The 13,902-nt window shown below is 64.4% G+C and carries 12 protein-coding genes; 3 read left to right on the forward strand and 9 right to left on the reverse strand.

Translation table 11 applies throughout. The annotated features are described in order from the left end of the window. Position 1: 1 nt before the first annotated feature. The 4 genes from AWB76_RS25160 to AWB76_RS25175 all read right to left on the reverse strand — a co-directional run bounded on the left by AWB76_RS25160 (position 2) and on the right by AWB76_RS25175 (position 5,067). Positions 2 to 1,195: a Gfo/Idh/MocA family protein gene (locus AWB76_RS25160; protein WP_061162851.1), complete on the reverse strand. Its 1,194-nt coding sequence runs from the start codon at positions 1,193 to 1,195 to the stop codon at positions 2 to 4. Then, complete coding sequence (locus AWB76_RS25165) at positions 1,195 to 2,520, reverse strand: Rieske 2Fe-2S domain-containing protein (protein ID WP_061162852.1); 1,326 nt, start codon at positions 2,518 to 2,520, stop codon at positions 1,195 to 1,197. The genes AWB76_RS25160 and AWB76_RS25165 overlap by 1 nt, the downstream gene beginning before the upstream one ends. A 41-nt stretch (positions 2,521 to 2,561) precedes the next feature. Further along, positions 2,562 to 3,536, reverse strand: coding sequence for a PDR/VanB family oxidoreductase (locus tag AWB76_RS25170; protein ID WP_061162933.1), 975 nt, complete (start codon positions 3,534 to 3,536; stop codon positions 2,562 to 2,564). A 205-nt stretch (positions 3,537 to 3,741) separates the two neighbouring features. Then, the gene (locus AWB76_RS25175) at positions 3,742 to 5,067 is read right to left on the reverse strand and encodes an MFS transporter (RefSeq protein WP_061162853.1); all 1,326 of its coding nucleotides are present in this window, start codon (positions 5,065 to 5,067) and stop codon (positions 3,742 to 3,744) included. 262 nt (positions 5,068 to 5,329) lie between these two features. On the opposite strand from AWB76_RS25175, the gene AWB76_RS25180 reads away from it, so the two are divergent. Then, entirely contained in the window at positions 5,330 to 5,917 is a 588-nt protein-coding gene (locus tag AWB76_RS25180; protein ID WP_061162934.1) for a MarR family winged helix-turn-helix transcriptional regulator, read from the forward strand. A gap of 83 nt (positions 5,918 to 6,000) precedes the next feature. Here the strand turns inward: AWB76_RS25180 and AWB76_RS25185 are convergent, their stop codons facing one another. The 5 genes from AWB76_RS25185 to AWB76_RS25205 form a co-directional block, all read right to left on the reverse strand. Then, a complete protein-coding gene (locus tag AWB76_RS25185) occupies positions 6,001 to 6,333 on the reverse strand; it encodes a hypothetical protein (protein WP_061162935.1) in 333 nt (110 codons plus the stop codon). A 292-nt stretch (positions 6,334 to 6,625) separates the two neighbouring features. Continuing rightward, a complete protein-coding gene (locus tag AWB76_RS25190; RefSeq protein WP_061162854.1) occupies positions 6,626 to 7,714 on the reverse strand; it encodes a porin in 1,089 nt (362 codons plus the stop codon). A gap of 52 nt (positions 7,715 to 7,766) precedes the next feature. Continuing rightward, positions 7,767 to 8,486, reverse strand: a complete 720-nt coding sequence (locus AWB76_RS25195) for a sulfite exporter TauE/SafE family protein (protein ID WP_061162936.1) — start codon at positions 8,484 to 8,486, stop codon at positions 7,767 to 7,769. Between the two features lie 12 nt (positions 8,487 to 8,498). Next, positions 8,499 to 9,941 (reverse strand): amidohydrolase family protein, encoded by a 1,443-nt coding sequence (locus tag AWB76_RS25200; protein WP_063936399.1) that lies wholly within the window; start codon positions 9,939 to 9,941, stop codon positions 8,499 to 8,501. 9 nt (positions 9,942 to 9,950) lie between these two features. Further along, complete coding sequence (locus AWB76_RS25205) at positions 9,951 to 11,327, reverse strand: uracil-xanthine permease family protein (RefSeq protein WP_061162855.1); 1,377 nt, start codon at positions 11,325 to 11,327, stop codon at positions 9,951 to 9,953. A gap of 251 nt (positions 11,328 to 11,578) precedes the next feature. On the opposite strand from AWB76_RS25205, the gene AWB76_RS25210 reads away from it, so the two are divergent. Then, entirely contained in the window at positions 11,579 to 12,616 is a 1,038-nt protein-coding gene (locus tag AWB76_RS25210; protein WP_061162937.1) for a LacI family DNA-binding transcriptional regulator, read from the forward strand. Between the two features lie 180 nt (positions 12,617 to 12,796). Further along, entirely contained in the window at positions 12,797 to 13,774 is a 978-nt protein-coding gene (locus AWB76_RS25215) for an AraC family transcriptional regulator (protein WP_061162938.1), read from the forward strand. Positions 13,775 to 13,902 lie beyond the last annotated feature (128 nt).

Below are 13,902 nucleotides of genomic sequence, written 5' to 3' on the forward strand. Positions count from 1 at the left end.
TTCAGCATTCCTTTGTAATTGATGTTTCGCCGCCGATGAGCACGTCGCGCTGTTCAGCGCTCGAACGCAGCATCGCGAGGCAGATTTCCAGCGTGCCGCGCGCCCAGACACCGTCGTGCAGCGGAGCGGTGTCGCCGTGCACCGCGGCCATGAGTTCGTCGATGACTTCCGCCCGCGGCACCTTGGGCGCATCGAGTTCGATGCGCTCGCGCCGTTCGTCTCCATACACGACGACGCCATCGGGCATCGGCCGAAGATCGCCGCGCTCGCACGACACGATCAGCGGCCCGAAGTGTTGATGCCTGCGGGCATCCGGAACGTTCGCGGCAGGCGTATAGGCGTTACCGCCATAAGTGCCCGCCGCCTTGAGACGCGCCTCTTCTTCGCGAGACGCCACTTTCGCGAGCTTGCGCCGCGCGACGCCATACTCGTCGGCGCTGCGCGTCTGACCCATTTCGCCGATCCAGCCGGTCCACTCGTCGGAATCGAAGTGCCCGTAGCCGTTGTAGGCAAGCGTCGCGAATGCTCCGTTCTCGAACCAGAGCGTCGCGGCGTACGCGCCTTCCGTCGGACGCGCCGGGTCCCAATTGCCGACGGCCGCCCGGACCCGCGTCACGCGGCTTCCCGCGAGCAGGCGCACGATATCCACCTGATGCGCCGCCTGACTGAATACCGCGCCGCCGCCCTCTTCCGTCTTCAGCTCTTCCGGACGGCGCGGCCGATAGAGATAGTCGGTGTAGTTGAGCGCCTGGATCATCTTCACGTCGCCGAATGCGCCCGATGCGATCAACTCGCGCGCACGCAGATACGGCGTATCGAAGCTATGGCAGTGACCGACGATGAGATGCACGTTCGCCTCGCGGCATGCGGCGATCATGTCGTCGCACTCGGCGAGCGACAGCGCCATCGGCTTTTCGACGAGCACGTGCTTGCCGTGCGAAGCCGCGATTCGCGTATGCGCCGCATGGAACTGATGCGGACTGGCAATGTAGACCGCATCGATGTCGGCGCGGCGCGCGAGCGCTTCGACATCATGGAAGGCCGGCGCGTCGAAGTCGGCTTCGAACTGCGAGCGCGCCGTCTCGCGCGGATCGCAGGCCGCGGCGAGCTGCACGCGCGCATCGGCGAGAAAGGTCGGCAGCATCAGCGAGAAGGCGCGGCCGAGGCCCACGATTCCGAGTCTGATCCGTTTCATCAGACCTGAACCTGATAGTTGGACTCGAGTTCCGGCGCGGCCTGCCCAGCCGGCTCCACCCAGACCGGATGCGCCGCGTATTGCTTCCAGTCGGTGTCCTTCGGCACCATCGCCTGAAAGGAACAGACGCTGCGCGGAATGGCCTTGTCGCCGGTACCGATAGCGGCCTCGCCCGACTTGAACGCCGCGAGCGCATCGAGCATGCGGCGGCGGAACTCGACCACGGCGACATCGCTCGCGCCGAGGCGCTCTTCGGTGCGATCCGCGATCGCGCCCATCGTCACCCACATCGCGATGTCCTGATTCGGAAAGCCCTTGATGCCGGTGAAGTTGCCGGCCTTCATGGCTTCACGATCCTGCCAGAAGCGGTTGTCGTGATTGCGCAGCGGCCGATAGTGCTCGTCGAGATCGATGCCGACCTGCTGCCCGAGGAACTTGCGCCACGTCTCGGTTTCCGGCGTCTTGTCCGGATGGCCCCACGCCATGAAGTAGAACGCGGTGCTGCGATCATCGCAGGGCACGTTGATGTTCGCCACGTTGTAGAGATTGTTCGGCGGGATCAGCGCGGTGGCCGGCGCGACGAACACGGTCGAGCGCACATAGTCGTGCGTCGCCGCGTTCTGTATCGGCCGGCGCAGTGCGGCGTAGCGGAAGCCGTATTCGGTGCGATGCACCTGGAGGCGAGGCGCCTTGTCCGTCGACGGGCGCAGCCAGTTTTTCGAGGTCGCTTCCGCGCCGCCCACGCGCGCCGGCACGAAGTCCGACGAGTGCAGGCTGGAGCTGTGCGCCGAATCGATCGCGCCTTCGAGAATCTGTGCCCAGTTGCACGGCAGGATCGCCTTGGCGATGCTCACGCGCGTGTCCTCGGTCGGCGCCCATGCCGGCGGCACGAACTCGGGAATGGCGTCCTGCGGGCCCATGTACGCCCACACGAAGCCGCCCCATTCTTTCGTTTCGTAGGCCTTGTGCTTGACCTTCTTCGTCATTTCGCTGCACGAAGGCTCCGAGACCATCTCGATCACATTGCCCTTCACGTCCATCTTCCAGCCGTGATAGAGACAGCGCAGACCGCAATCTTCGTTGCGTCCATAAACGAGCGACACCCGGCGATGCGGACAGTATTCGTCCATCACGCCGACGTTGCCGTCGGTGTCGCGAAAGACCACGAGATCCTCGCCGAACAGACGCGCCTTCACAGGCGCCCCGTCCGGCTCGCTGACTTCTTCGATGAGACACACCGGCGTCCAGTGACGGCGCATCAACTGACCCATCGGCGCATCGCCTTCGACGCGGCACAGCAATTCATTTTCTTCATGCGTGAGCATTTACGCTTCTCCTGACCAACGTATGCAGCGGGGATTGTTCTTCAGAGATCCAGCACCAGTTCTTCGCTCTTCGCACGCGATACGCAGATCATGATCTGATCGTGCTTCTCGTCGTCGCCGAGCACCATGTCGCGATGATCCGCTTCGCCCGCGCACAGCGTCGTGCGGCACGAACCGCAGGTGCCGCTCTCGCATGAGCTCGGCGCGCGGATGCCGTTGTCGCGCAGAATTTCGAGAATCGAGCGGTCCTTCGGAATATGGAAGCAGCGGCCCGAGCGTTCCAGCTTCACGCTGAAAGGCGTGTTGTCGGCCGCGCGCGACTGATCGACGCCGAAGCTCTCGAAGTGCACGCTGCCGGCCGGCCAGTGGCCGGTCATGTCCCGCACGCCGTCCATCAACGCACGCGGGCCGCAGCAATACACGTGCGCGCCGCTCGCGGGTTTCTCGAACACGGGCCAGAAATCGAGCGCTTGCGCGAGGTCGCCGTGGTCGTGATGGATGACCACATGCGGCTTCCATTCCGGGCTCGACAATTCGTCGATGAATGCCGTTGTCTCCGGGCTGCGGGAGACGTAAAAGAGCTTGAAACGCGGGCCGTCGATGGCTTTGAGATAGCGCATCATCGAGAGAATCGGCGTGATGCCGATGCCGCCCGCAACGAAGACGAAGCTGCGCGCGCGCTCGTTGAGCAGGAACTCGTTGCGCGGCTCCGAGACGTCGATGCGGTCACCTTCCGCGACGTCGTCCGCCATGCTGATCGAGCCGCCGCGACCCGCCGCGTCACGCTTCACGGCGATCACATAACGGTCCGTCTCGGCCGGATCGTTGCACAGCGAATAATTGCGATTCGCCCCGTTCGGCACGCGCACCGTCAGATGCGCACCCGCCGTGAACGGGGGCAGCTCGCCGCCTGCGTCGTCACGCAACTCGAAACGGAAAATGCCTTCCGCCACCTTGTCCTTCTTCGTCACCACGAGCGTCCTGAATGACAGTTCGTTGCTGGCCGACTCGTTCATCACCTGCTCTCCCCGCGTATCACCTGAATCGATCGCGCCCGCTGCGGCATCGATCACCATGACGTTTATATTAGATATCTAATCATTTTAAGGCAAGCGGGTTTTCCCTGAAGCGAGTCGTTTAGGTGCCGGCGCGGGTATCGAACGAAAACGGCGCCTTCATGGCGAAGGCGCCGCTCAAGCGATGCGATGCGATAAACGATGCTTACCCGTGCTTTTCCGCGTGCTCGCGCAGCGTGTTGGCCGGCACGCCGATCAGCACGGCGAGTCCCCCCAGCAGGACGATCGCCGCGATCGCGGACAGTCCGATGGCGAGGCTGCCCGTCATCGTCTTGATCCAGCCGAGCGCGATGGGTCCGCAGAATGCGCCGACCTGCCCCAGGCAACTGATCGCGCCGATGCCCGCGGCGGCGGCGTCATCGGAGAGATAGGCCGGCGGAATCGACCAGATGATCGCGGCCGCGCCGAAGTACGAGATGGAGATCATGCCCAGACAGATGATGGCCGCCGTCGTATTGCCGGACAGCACGGGCAGCAGAAAGCCGCCCAGCGCGCCGACCGCCGTGCACAGGAAGAAATGCCAGCGGCGCTCCAGCGTCACGTCGGAGCTGCGCGCGACCGCGAACATGCCGAGCGCGCCGATGATGTACGGCAGCGCGGACAGCAAGCCGACATTGAGCACGTCCGACACGCCCGCCTGACGGATGATGGTCGGCGTCCAGTAGTTGAGGATCGTGCCGCACAGAGGCACCGTGCCCCAGCCCGCCGCGAGGATATACACGCGCGGGTCCTTCAGCGCGGCCAGCAACTGGTGGCGCGAGTGTGTGGCGGGCTTCTTCTCGGCGCGGTCGGCGGCGAGCGCATCGAGGATGATCTTCTTCTGTTCGTCGTCGAGCCAGCGCGCTTCCTGCGGACGATCGACGAGATAGAAGAACGCGACGACGCCCATCAGCAGCGCGGGCAGCCCTTCGAGAAAGAACAGCCATTGCCAGTTCTTGTACCCGAGCACATTGACGAAGTTATGCAGAATCCAGCCCGAGAGCGGCCCGCCGATAATGCCCGCGGCAGCAATCGCCAGCAGGAAACGCGACGTGATCCGCGCACGCCGCGCGCCTGGATACCAGTACGTCAGATACAAAATGATGCCGGGCCAGAAGCCGGCCTCCGCGGCGCCGAGCAGGATGCGCGCGATATAGAACTGCGCCGGCGTGGTCATGAACGCCATCGCGGTCGAGATGCCGCCCCACAGGATCATGATGCGTGAAATCGTGAGGCGCGCGCCAATCTTCTTGAGCCATAGCGTGCTCGGCACCTCGAGCAGGATATAGCCGATGAAGAACAAGCTCACGCCGAGACCGTAAGCAGCGTCGGACAAACCGAGATCCTGCTTGAGATGCAGTTGCGCGAAGCTGACGTTCACGCGATCCAGATAATTGAGCACCCAGCAGACGAAGATGAACGACATCAGCCGCCAGGTGACCTTGTGATACGTGGCTTCGACGCGCGCTGCCGCCGCGTCCGATTCCGACATGAATTGCGTGACTGTGGATTTGGCCACCAGGCGTCTCCGATTCCCATGCTCATGAGGACGATGTCCCGGCGCGGACAGTTGTCTCACGTGTTCCGGACATGCGTGGTTTTTATTCGATATCTAATCATTATGGTACGGAGGCCAGCGCACGCGGACAAGTTCGGGTTTGCACCGAGAGCAGCGCGCCTCGCAGCGGATGCAGGCGGGACGGCCGCGCGGCTATGATGTCGGGAAGATCAACTGCATTCGGGAAAGAACCGCCATGACACGAAAGAAGACTGTGGAGGGCGCGCCGCGCGAGACCGCGGAGATGCTGCGCCATTGGCACGAATCGGTGCCCAACGATCGCCTCGCGCACCTCGTGAAGGACGCCACGCGCTCGATGGTGCGCGCATTGCAGATGCGGCTCGCCGAACATTCGGTGTCGTTCGGGCACTGGACCTTCCTGCGTATCCTGTGGGAGAACGACGGCCTCACGCAGCGCGAATTGAGCGAACAGGCCGGCGTGATGGCGCCGACAACGTTCGCCGCCGTCACCGCGATGGAAAAGCTCGGACTCGTCGAGCGTCAGCAGCGCCCGGACAACAAGAAAAACACGCACGTGTTTCTCACCGCCGAGGGGCGCGCGTTGAAAGACCAGCTGGTTCCGCTTGCCGAAGAGGTCAACGAGATCAGCGTCACGGGTTTGACCGACCGCGAGATCAAGACCGCGCGCAAGGTGCTGCTGACCATCATCGAAAATCTTGCGGATGACGAATCGGATTCGACAAACCCGATGCGACGCGTTTTATCGACGCGCGAATTGGGCAAGTTGATCGCCGAGCGTGGCGAGAGTCTGGAAGACGCGTGAGGTGCTTTGCCGGGCGAGCATCGGCCCAGCTGACACGAGCTATGCAGATCGTGTCGGGCGCGATGCCGTCGGACCGGCCCATTTCAGTTCGGAGCCAAACCCTCAAGCGTTTCCGGCAGGTAAGCCGTCGATCCGCTTCCGACCTCCGCGACGGCATTGAAATCGGCAGTTTGAAGTGCGGCCGTGTCAGCGCCCGCGATAGGACGCTTCTGCATCGCCCGGCTCAGGATGTAAATCGTGTGCTGATAGAAGAGTTCGAGTTGCCTTGCATCCGATGCATGAGGCGCTAGATCGAACGCCTCCTCGAGGGTCCGGCGCGCGATGTGAAAACGTTGAAGCCCGCGAATCACGCGAACCTGGAACACGACCCCGTCACTGTTGTGAGGGATTGCTGCCCACACTAGCGCACTGCCCATGAACGCCTCCATTGGCTACAAACTTCGTCTTATGATGGCGCTCAAAAAATATATTTCAAAAATACGTCAGCCTGGTTTTGATGTTTTCACCACACACAGAGAGGGAAGGCAGCAGCGCGACCGCAAGAATCCGCATGAGCCGGGCGTCATAGCTGCGCGACGTCGCACAAGACGCGTGTGCTCATCGAGTTCGTGATCGAACATTTCCGGCAGCTCGGCTATGCGCAAAGCTTCGATGCGACGAGCAACAAGTGAGGGAACGCGAGGAATTCGCGCAAAGCTCACGCCTCGCTCAAAACAGGTGATGAATCCCCGCCAGCACGACCGTCTGCCGGTTCGACGACGAAGGCCCGATGCCCAGCGTCGTCGCCACCGCGCCGGACGACGCCCGCTCCAACATCACATCGGCGTATAGCTGCGTGAGCTTCGAGAGCGCGTAGACGTTGGCGATCGTCACCTGGGTCCAGCGCTCGCCGGCGAACGTCGTCGTCCACGCGCCCACGCCGATCATGTACGCGGGCGTCACCTGCACGTTCGCGCCGCCGTCGATCGTCCGGTAATCGTCGGCCCGGCCCCGTTCCTCGATGCGCACCTGCGTGAGTAGCGCATGCAACTGCACGCGCCCGATCTGAAAACTCCCGCCGATGCCCGCATTCCTCACGCTGTCGGCGACGAAAGGCGCGCTGCCCGTGAGACCGATGCCCTCGAAGTTCGTCAGGCCGAGACCGCCGGCAAGGTTCACCGTGCGATCGCGATACTCCGAGTAAGCCGCCGCGAGATTGAGCGGCCCATAGCCGTATGTCGCGCCGAAGCTGAAGCTGCGCCCCGTCGTGCTGCTCGACTGATTGGTGAAGCCGTACATCGCGCCGAGCGTCACGCCCGCGATCGTCCGGCTGCGGAACTTCACCGTGTTCGACAGTTCGACGGGCACCGTATTGCCGAGACCATCGATATTCCCGGGATGAAACGCCGAGAAATCGCCGAGCGTCTGCGCCGTCGACAGCGGCCCGAGCATCTCGAAGTGAAAGTCCGTCTGACGTCCGAGCGTGATCGTGCCGATGCGGCTCTCGCTCAAACCCACATACGCCTGCCGGTTGAACAGCGTGCCCGCGCTCGACATCGCGCCGCTGATCGTCGAGAAGCCGGACTCCAGCTTGAACACCGTCTTCAGCCCGCCGCCGAGATCCTCGACGCCGGTCAGGCCCCAGCGGTCGGCCTGCAACGTGCCCTGCTGCGCGATGAACGCGTGCGCGCCGCGCAGATTGCTCACGTAGCCGATGCCCGCATCCAGACTGCCGTACAGCGTGACGCTGCTTTGCGCGTTGACGCCGCTCGCAACGAGCAGCATCGACAAGGCGAGCGCAATCCGACTCTTGTTCATAAGGGTCTCTCGATCGATGGAAGGAATGAGCCGGCCGAACGCCGGCCAAGGTTCAGGCGGCCAGCGTCTGATAAAGAATCGCCGCGCCCGAGACGATGGCGAACGCCATCACGCTGATGCGCAGGACGCGCGCGTTCAACCGCTGATGCACGTGCTGGCTGATCCAAGCGCCGGCGATCACCGCAGGCACCAGACACAGCGCCGACATGAACTTCGCGCCGGTGATCGTGCCCGTCACGCTCAGCATCGCGAGCGACAACGCCTCGCCGATCGCGAAGCACAGCGCGATGGTCGAGCGCAGCGCGGGCGCGCGATAGTGCTGGAAGACCATCGCGAGCGCGGGGCCGCCGATGCCCGTCGCGGTTTCGGTGATGCCCGTCACCGCGCCCGCCGCCATCAGCGCATTGCGGCCCGGCAGGAAGCTCGGCGCGCACAGCGTCGCGACGGCGGCCGCGATCGTCGATGCGCCGATGAACACGTTCAGGTCGTGCGCCGAGATGCGCGAAATGATCCACACGCCCGCGACCGCGCCGGCCGTTCTGCCGACCGTGATCCACAGCGTGCCTTTCGAATCGAGCGCGGGCCGCTCGCGCCAGGCAAGGTAGACGTTCAGCGGCAGCATCAGGATCAGCAGCGACACCGGCAGCAATCCCGGCTCGATCAGGCCGATCACGGGCGCGCAGATCAGCGCGAAGCCGACGCCGACCGCGCCCTGGATGAACGCGGCGATCGCAACGGTCGATGCGAGAACGATGAAGACAGTCAGACTCACGGACAAGCTCCTTCAGACGGTAGGCAGGATCGCGCCCGATGCCGCATCGTGTGCGGCGTCATGCACGGCTTCATGCACGCGCGGCGCGCTGTGCACGCGCTGGATCGGCGCGCGCGCGACGACTTCGCGTGCAACGTCGTCGACTTCGCGCAGAAAGGCACGCGCGTCCCAATCGGTCGGCCAGCCCTGCCAGAGACGCAGCTTGCCGGCGACGAACACGGCATCGATCTGGCTGCGGTTCGCCAGCCGCACCAGCTCCCACGTGAGGTCCCACGATGGCCGCATCTCGGGCACATCGAGATCGACGAGCAGGAAGTCCGCCGCCTTGCCCGGCGCGATCTCGCCGATGCGCGTGTCCAGGCGCAACGCGTCCGCGCCGCCGCGCAACGCGCGGTCGAGCCACAGCTCGCCGCCGCCGCACGACGAATCGCCGCTCGCCAGGCCGAAGGCGAAGCGTTGCGCGGTCTCGGCGGCATCGATCAGGCGGAACGCGTCGCTGCGCGTGCCGTCGGTGCCGAGTCCGAAGCGGATGCCGAGCGCGGCCATCTGCAACGCGGGCGCGACGGCATTGCCCTTCCACGAGCTCGCGACCGGGTTGTAGCTCACGGCGGCGCCGGTTCCCGCCAGAAGGTTCAGCTCCGAGGGCGTGACGAGCGTCGCGTGCGCGATCAGCGTCTGCGGTCCGAGCGCGCCCGCGTAATGCAGATGCTCGATCGGCCGCATCTTGCGTCGCACGATCGAGCGCTCGACCGCCGCGAGATGTTCGTTCGCATGCGTCTGAAACACCGCGCCGGCATCGGCGCACAATGCGGCCGCCGTCTGCAGCATCCCGTCCGAGCCCGCTTCCGGCACCGAGACCGCGAGCGACGGATGCACGAGCGCATGTCCTTCCCAGCGCGCCAGATGCTGCTGTGCACGCACGACGATCGCGGCGCGCGCGGGGGCGTCGATGTCGTCGGCGAGATCGTTGCAGATGAGGCCGAGCACGCAGCGCACGCCGGCTTCCTGCGTGGCCGCGGCGATCGTCGAGGCATCGCCGCTCGCGCGCGTGCCCGCGTCGCAGACCGTCGTGAAACCGCCGCGCAGCGCTTCGAGCGCGGCGAGCTTCGCGGACAGATAGACGAGGTTTTCGTCGAGACAGTTTTCGAGCGGCACCCAGATGCGCCGGTAAATCTCCGAAGGCTCGCCGAACGCAAGCGCCTTGCCGAAGGATTGCGTCAGGTGATGATGCGCATCGACGAAGCCCGGCATCACAAGCTTGTCCGGCAGCGCGACCGGCGTCAGATGCGGATGGCGCGCGATGACTTCATCGGCGGGGCCGACCGCGCTGAACGTGCCGTTCGATACGACCACGGCATGATCGCGCTGCGGACCGTCCGCGAGCAGCACATAGGCGGGCAGAAGCAGGAGTTCGTCGTCTTGCAGACGGGCGGGCGTGAGAGATGCGTTCTTCATGATGGTTCTTCAGTGGCAGGAGCGGTTGTCGTTGACGGCGGCTTCGAGATGCGCGGCGGGATCGGCCGCATGGCGTTCGCGCCAGTTCAGGTTCAGATGCGCGAACAGCGCGTTGACGAGCACGGCGGTGAGCGCGCCCATCGCGAGACCGTTGCCCAGCACGATCTGCAAGGCGGCCGGAAAGCGGCTGTACACGCCGGGGACGACGATCGGCAGCACGCCCATCGTGAGCGCCGCGGCGAGCGTGTACATGTTGGCGCGCGAGCGCAGCTCGACCTGGCGCAGCAGGTTGATGCCCATCACGCCGATGATCGAGAAGACGATGAGCGCCGTGCCGCCGACGACCGGCGCGGGAATCGCGTTCGCCAGCCGTCCGAGCGGCGCGAGCAGCGCGATGACGATGAGCAGCACGCCCGCCGCCGCCGTGACGAAGCGCGAGCGCACGCCCGTCGCCTGCACGATGCCGATGTTCTCGCTGCTCGTGATGATCAGCGACGTGCCGAACAGTCCGCCGAGCACGGACATCGTCGCATCGCCGCGAATGGTCCGGGGCACTTCGGTCTGCGGATCGATCTCCTTGCCGACCACTTCCGCGATCGCGATCGTCTGACCGGTGGCTTCGGCCATCGAGATCACGCTGAAGATGAGCAGCGGCAGCGCGGCCAGCACGTCGAAGCGCGGCATGCCGAACGGCAGCGGCGTGGGCAGCGTGACGAGCGCGCCGCTCCAGACCTCGGCGAAACTCATCAGCCCGAGCGACCACGCGAGCGCCGCGCCCGCGAGCAGGCCGAGCAGCACGGCGAGCTGCCCGAGCATGCCCTTGAAGAGCTTCGCGAAGAGCACGGTGAAGCCGACCGTCGACAGCGCGAGGCCGATGCCGACCGGGCTGCCGAACTCCGCCGTGCCCGGCGTGCCGACGATCACGACGCCGTAGATGCGGATCAGATTGACCGCGACGAGGATCAGCATCGTGCCGATCACGATGCGCGGAAAGAAGCGCAGGCAGCGCGCGAACACCGGCAGCAGCAGGAAGTAGAGCAGTCCCGTGAGGATGGTCGCGCCCGCGGCGGTCTGGAGATTCGTCTGCTGCGCGATCAGCACGAACAGCACGACGGGCGCGCCGCCCGGCACCATGATGAACGGCAGCCGCGCGCCGAATTTGAGCGGCCCGAACGACTGCAACAGGGTGCCGAGCCCGCACACGAGAAAGGTCGCGCTGATGAGATCGACCGTGAGCGCGGACGAAAGCCCGAGCGCCTTCGCGACGAGAAACACGGCCGTGATCGGCGAGGCCGCCACGACGAGGACGTGCTGCAGACCGAACAGGATGAGCTTCGCGAGCGGCAATCGCTCGTCGACTGCGTGAACCGGCGGATGGTGGGCCATGACGGTTGACTCCGGTGGACGATGAGTGAATCCCAAATCGATTTGGGATCAGGACAAAAGAAATGGGCTGCTGCCCCAAATCGATTTGTGATCGTAGAATGGTGTGTCATTTTTGGCTTGTCAAGCAGGGGATTTCATCAGGATCGCGGTGAGAACGGCGGGCGTTTCATCACACGAACCGGTCTAAAGACGCGCTGTCTTCCCATGAGAGAATCCCGCATCGAAACGTGAGCGACGTGAACGAAAAGACCATGAAAAACCCGGCGCCAAACAGACAGCGGCCCACCATCGCCGATGTGGCGCGCGCCGCGGGCGTCTCGACGACCACCGTCTCGCACGCGCTCAACGACAAGGGTTATGTCGATCAGCAAACGCGGGAGCGCGTGAAGGAAACGGCGCGCGCCCTCGGCTATCGTCCGAGCGTGCGGGCGCAGCGATTGCGTACGGGCGAGGCGCACACGATCGCGCTGATCTCGTCGATGCCCTTCGAAATCGCGGGCGGCGCATCGCGGCTCGGCTTCCTCATGGAGGTCGCCGCCGTCGCCGCCGCAGCCGCGCTCACGCGCGGCCTCGCGCTCGTGCTGGTGCCGCCGGTGATGGCGGGACGTCTGCCGCTCGAACAGCTCGACATCGACGGCGCAATCGTCATCGAACCCACGACCGACGACGCCAACGTCGCGCATCTGCAGGATCGCGGCCTGCCCGTCGTATGTCTCGGACGCCAGCCGGGGAATGCTTCCGTGCCGTTCGTCGATATCCATTCGTCGGCGACGACGGAACTGCTGCTAAATCATCTCCACGATCAGGGCAGCAGAAGGATTGCGCTCATCATCGGCGCGCAGCAGCGCAACTCGTACATCGAAGCACGCGCGAGCTACGAGCGTTTCTGCGCGGCGCACGGCATGGCGCCAGTGATCTCGGTCGCCGACGAATCGGGCGGCGAAGCGGCCGGGCGCGATGCTTGCGCAGCGTTGTTGCGCGAGCATCCCGATGTGGATGGCCTATGCGCGCTGGTCGATGCGTTCGCGGTCGGATCGGTTCAGGCGATCGCTGAGACCGGCCGGCGCGTGCCGGCGGATATCAAGGTCGTCACGCGTTACGACGGCACGCGCGCGCGAAGTTGCCGCCCGCCGCTCACCGCGGTCGATCTGCATCTCGACGATATGGCGCTGCAGGCCGTCGAATTGCTGTTCGCGCATCTCGCGAGCAAGGACGGCGCGCAGTCGGTGATGCCGCCTTTGCCGACACTCGTGATCCGCGAATCGTCCGGCGCTGCGGGCGCGAATTGAGGGCTGCTGCTTTGCACAAAAGTTGACATTCGCCCGCTAAGGACTAACCCGAATGCAAGAAAGTATCAGTCGGCGGTGTTTTTTTAAGTGGTGAGATGACATCGAAAGGGCTACTTTTGAGTCATGGCAAGACGCGATGAACCGCGCAGCGAAGAGTACAAAAAGCAGCGGAGACGATGGATGACAACAAACCGGGAGACGGCGCGCAGCGACGACGCCCGTCATGCCAAAGCGAGCGAGCCCGATCTTGAACTGGTGGCCGTTCCGCGGGACGAGTCGTTCAAGGTATGGTCGCATGGCTATCCGTATCGCACCGTGCGCTGGCATTTCCATCCCGAGTACGAAATCCATCTCATCACGGCGACCACGGGCAAATATTTCGTCGGCGATCACATCGGCAATTTCGCGCCGGGCAATCTCGTGATGGTCGGATCGAACCTCCCGCATAACTGGGTCAGCAGCGTTCCGGGCGATGAGCGCGTCGCCGAACGATGCCTCGTGCTCCAGTTCGATACCGGCTTCGTCACGCGTGCAACCGAAGCGTTTCCCGAGTTCAGGCGCATGGACGCGCTGCTCGATGCATCGCGCTGGGGCCTGCTCTTCACGCCGCAAACGGGCGCGGCCGCCGAACCGATCATGCGCGAGATGCTCGGCGCACAGGGCATGCGGCGCATCGTGCTGCTCGCGGCGCTGTTCGAACTGCTCGCGCAGAGCGAAGAACCGGCGAAGCTCGCGAGCGCCGCGTATCGCGCCGACCCGGACCGTTACGGCGAGACGCGCATCAATCACGTGCTTTCGTTCATCGGGAAAAATCTCTCGCAGGAGTTGCGCGAGACCGAACTGGCGGAGCTCGCCGGACAAAGCGCCAGCGCCTTCTCGCGATATTTTCGCCGCCATACCGGCGTGCCTTTCGTCCAGTACGTGAATCGGCTGCGCATCAATCTCGCGTGCCAGTTGCTCATGTCGGACGAGCTGAGCGTGACCGATATCTGCTATCAGGTCGGCTTCAACAATCTTTCGAATTTCAATCGCCAGTTCCTGTTGCTCAAGCAGATGTCGCCGACGCGCTGGCGCACCTATCAGCGGCTCAATGCCGCGAGCGCGGCCGAGTCGGCTGAGTCGGCCGAACCGGAAGAAGTACCCGAAATCTTCGGCTAGTGTGCGGCGGGAACGGCGGTGGCCACGCATCCATCAACCGGTCCCTTCAAAAGGATTCCTAATCGATTCTGATTCAGATACAGATGCGATGAGCCAGCCACGGTAGTACGCCATTCCAATCCTAAAAA

It is taken from the genome of Caballeronia temeraria (assembly GCF_001544795.2).
Taxonomy (GTDB): Bacteria; Pseudomonadota; Gammaproteobacteria; order Burkholderiales; family Burkholderiaceae; genus Caballeronia; species Caballeronia temeraria.

What these genes read in the sequence shown, in the direction of transcription:
- AWB76_RS25160 (WP_061162851.1), bottom strand. Translation starts at nt 1,195, where the DNA reads ATGAAACGGATCAGACTCGGAATCGTGGGCCTCGGCCGCGCCTTCTCG.
- AWB76_RS25165 (WP_061162852.1), bottom strand. Translation starts at nt 2,520, where the DNA reads ATGCTCACGCATGAAGAAAATGAATTGCTGTGCCGCGTCGAAGGCGAT.
- AWB76_RS25170 (WP_061162933.1), bottom strand. Translation starts at nt 3,536, where the DNA reads ATGAACGAGTCGGCCAGCAACGAACTGTCATTCAGGACGCTCGTGGTG.
- AWB76_RS25175 (WP_061162853.1), bottom strand. Translation starts at nt 5,067, where the DNA reads ATGTCGGAATCGGACGCGGCGGCAGCGCGCGTCGAAGCCACGTATCAC.
- AWB76_RS25180 (WP_061162934.1), top strand. Translation starts at nt 5,330, where the DNA reads ATGACACGAAAGAAGACTGTGGAGGGCGCGCCGCGCGAGACCGCGGAG.
- AWB76_RS25185 (WP_061162935.1), bottom strand. Translation starts at nt 6,333, where the DNA reads ATGGGCAGTGCGCTAGTGTGGGCAGCAATCCCTCACAACAGTGACGGG.
- AWB76_RS25190 (WP_061162854.1), bottom strand. Translation starts at nt 7,714, where the DNA reads ATGAACAAGAGTCGGATTGCGCTCGCCTTGTCGATGCTGCTCGTTGCG.
- AWB76_RS25200 (WP_063936399.1), bottom strand. Translation starts at nt 9,941, where the DNA reads ATGAAGAACGCATCTCTCACGCCCGCCCGTCTGCAAGACGACGAACTC.
- AWB76_RS25205 (WP_061162855.1), bottom strand. Translation starts at nt 11,327, where the DNA reads ATGGCCCACCATCCGCCGGTTCACGCAGTCGACGAGCGATTGCCGCTC.
- AWB76_RS25210 (WP_061162937.1), top strand. Translation starts at nt 11,579, where the DNA reads ATGAAAAACCCGGCGCCAAACAGACAGCGGCCCACCATCGCCGATGTG.
- AWB76_RS25215 (WP_061162938.1), top strand. Translation starts at nt 12,797, where the DNA reads ATGACAACAAACCGGGAGACGGCGCGCAGCGACGACGCCCGTCATGCC.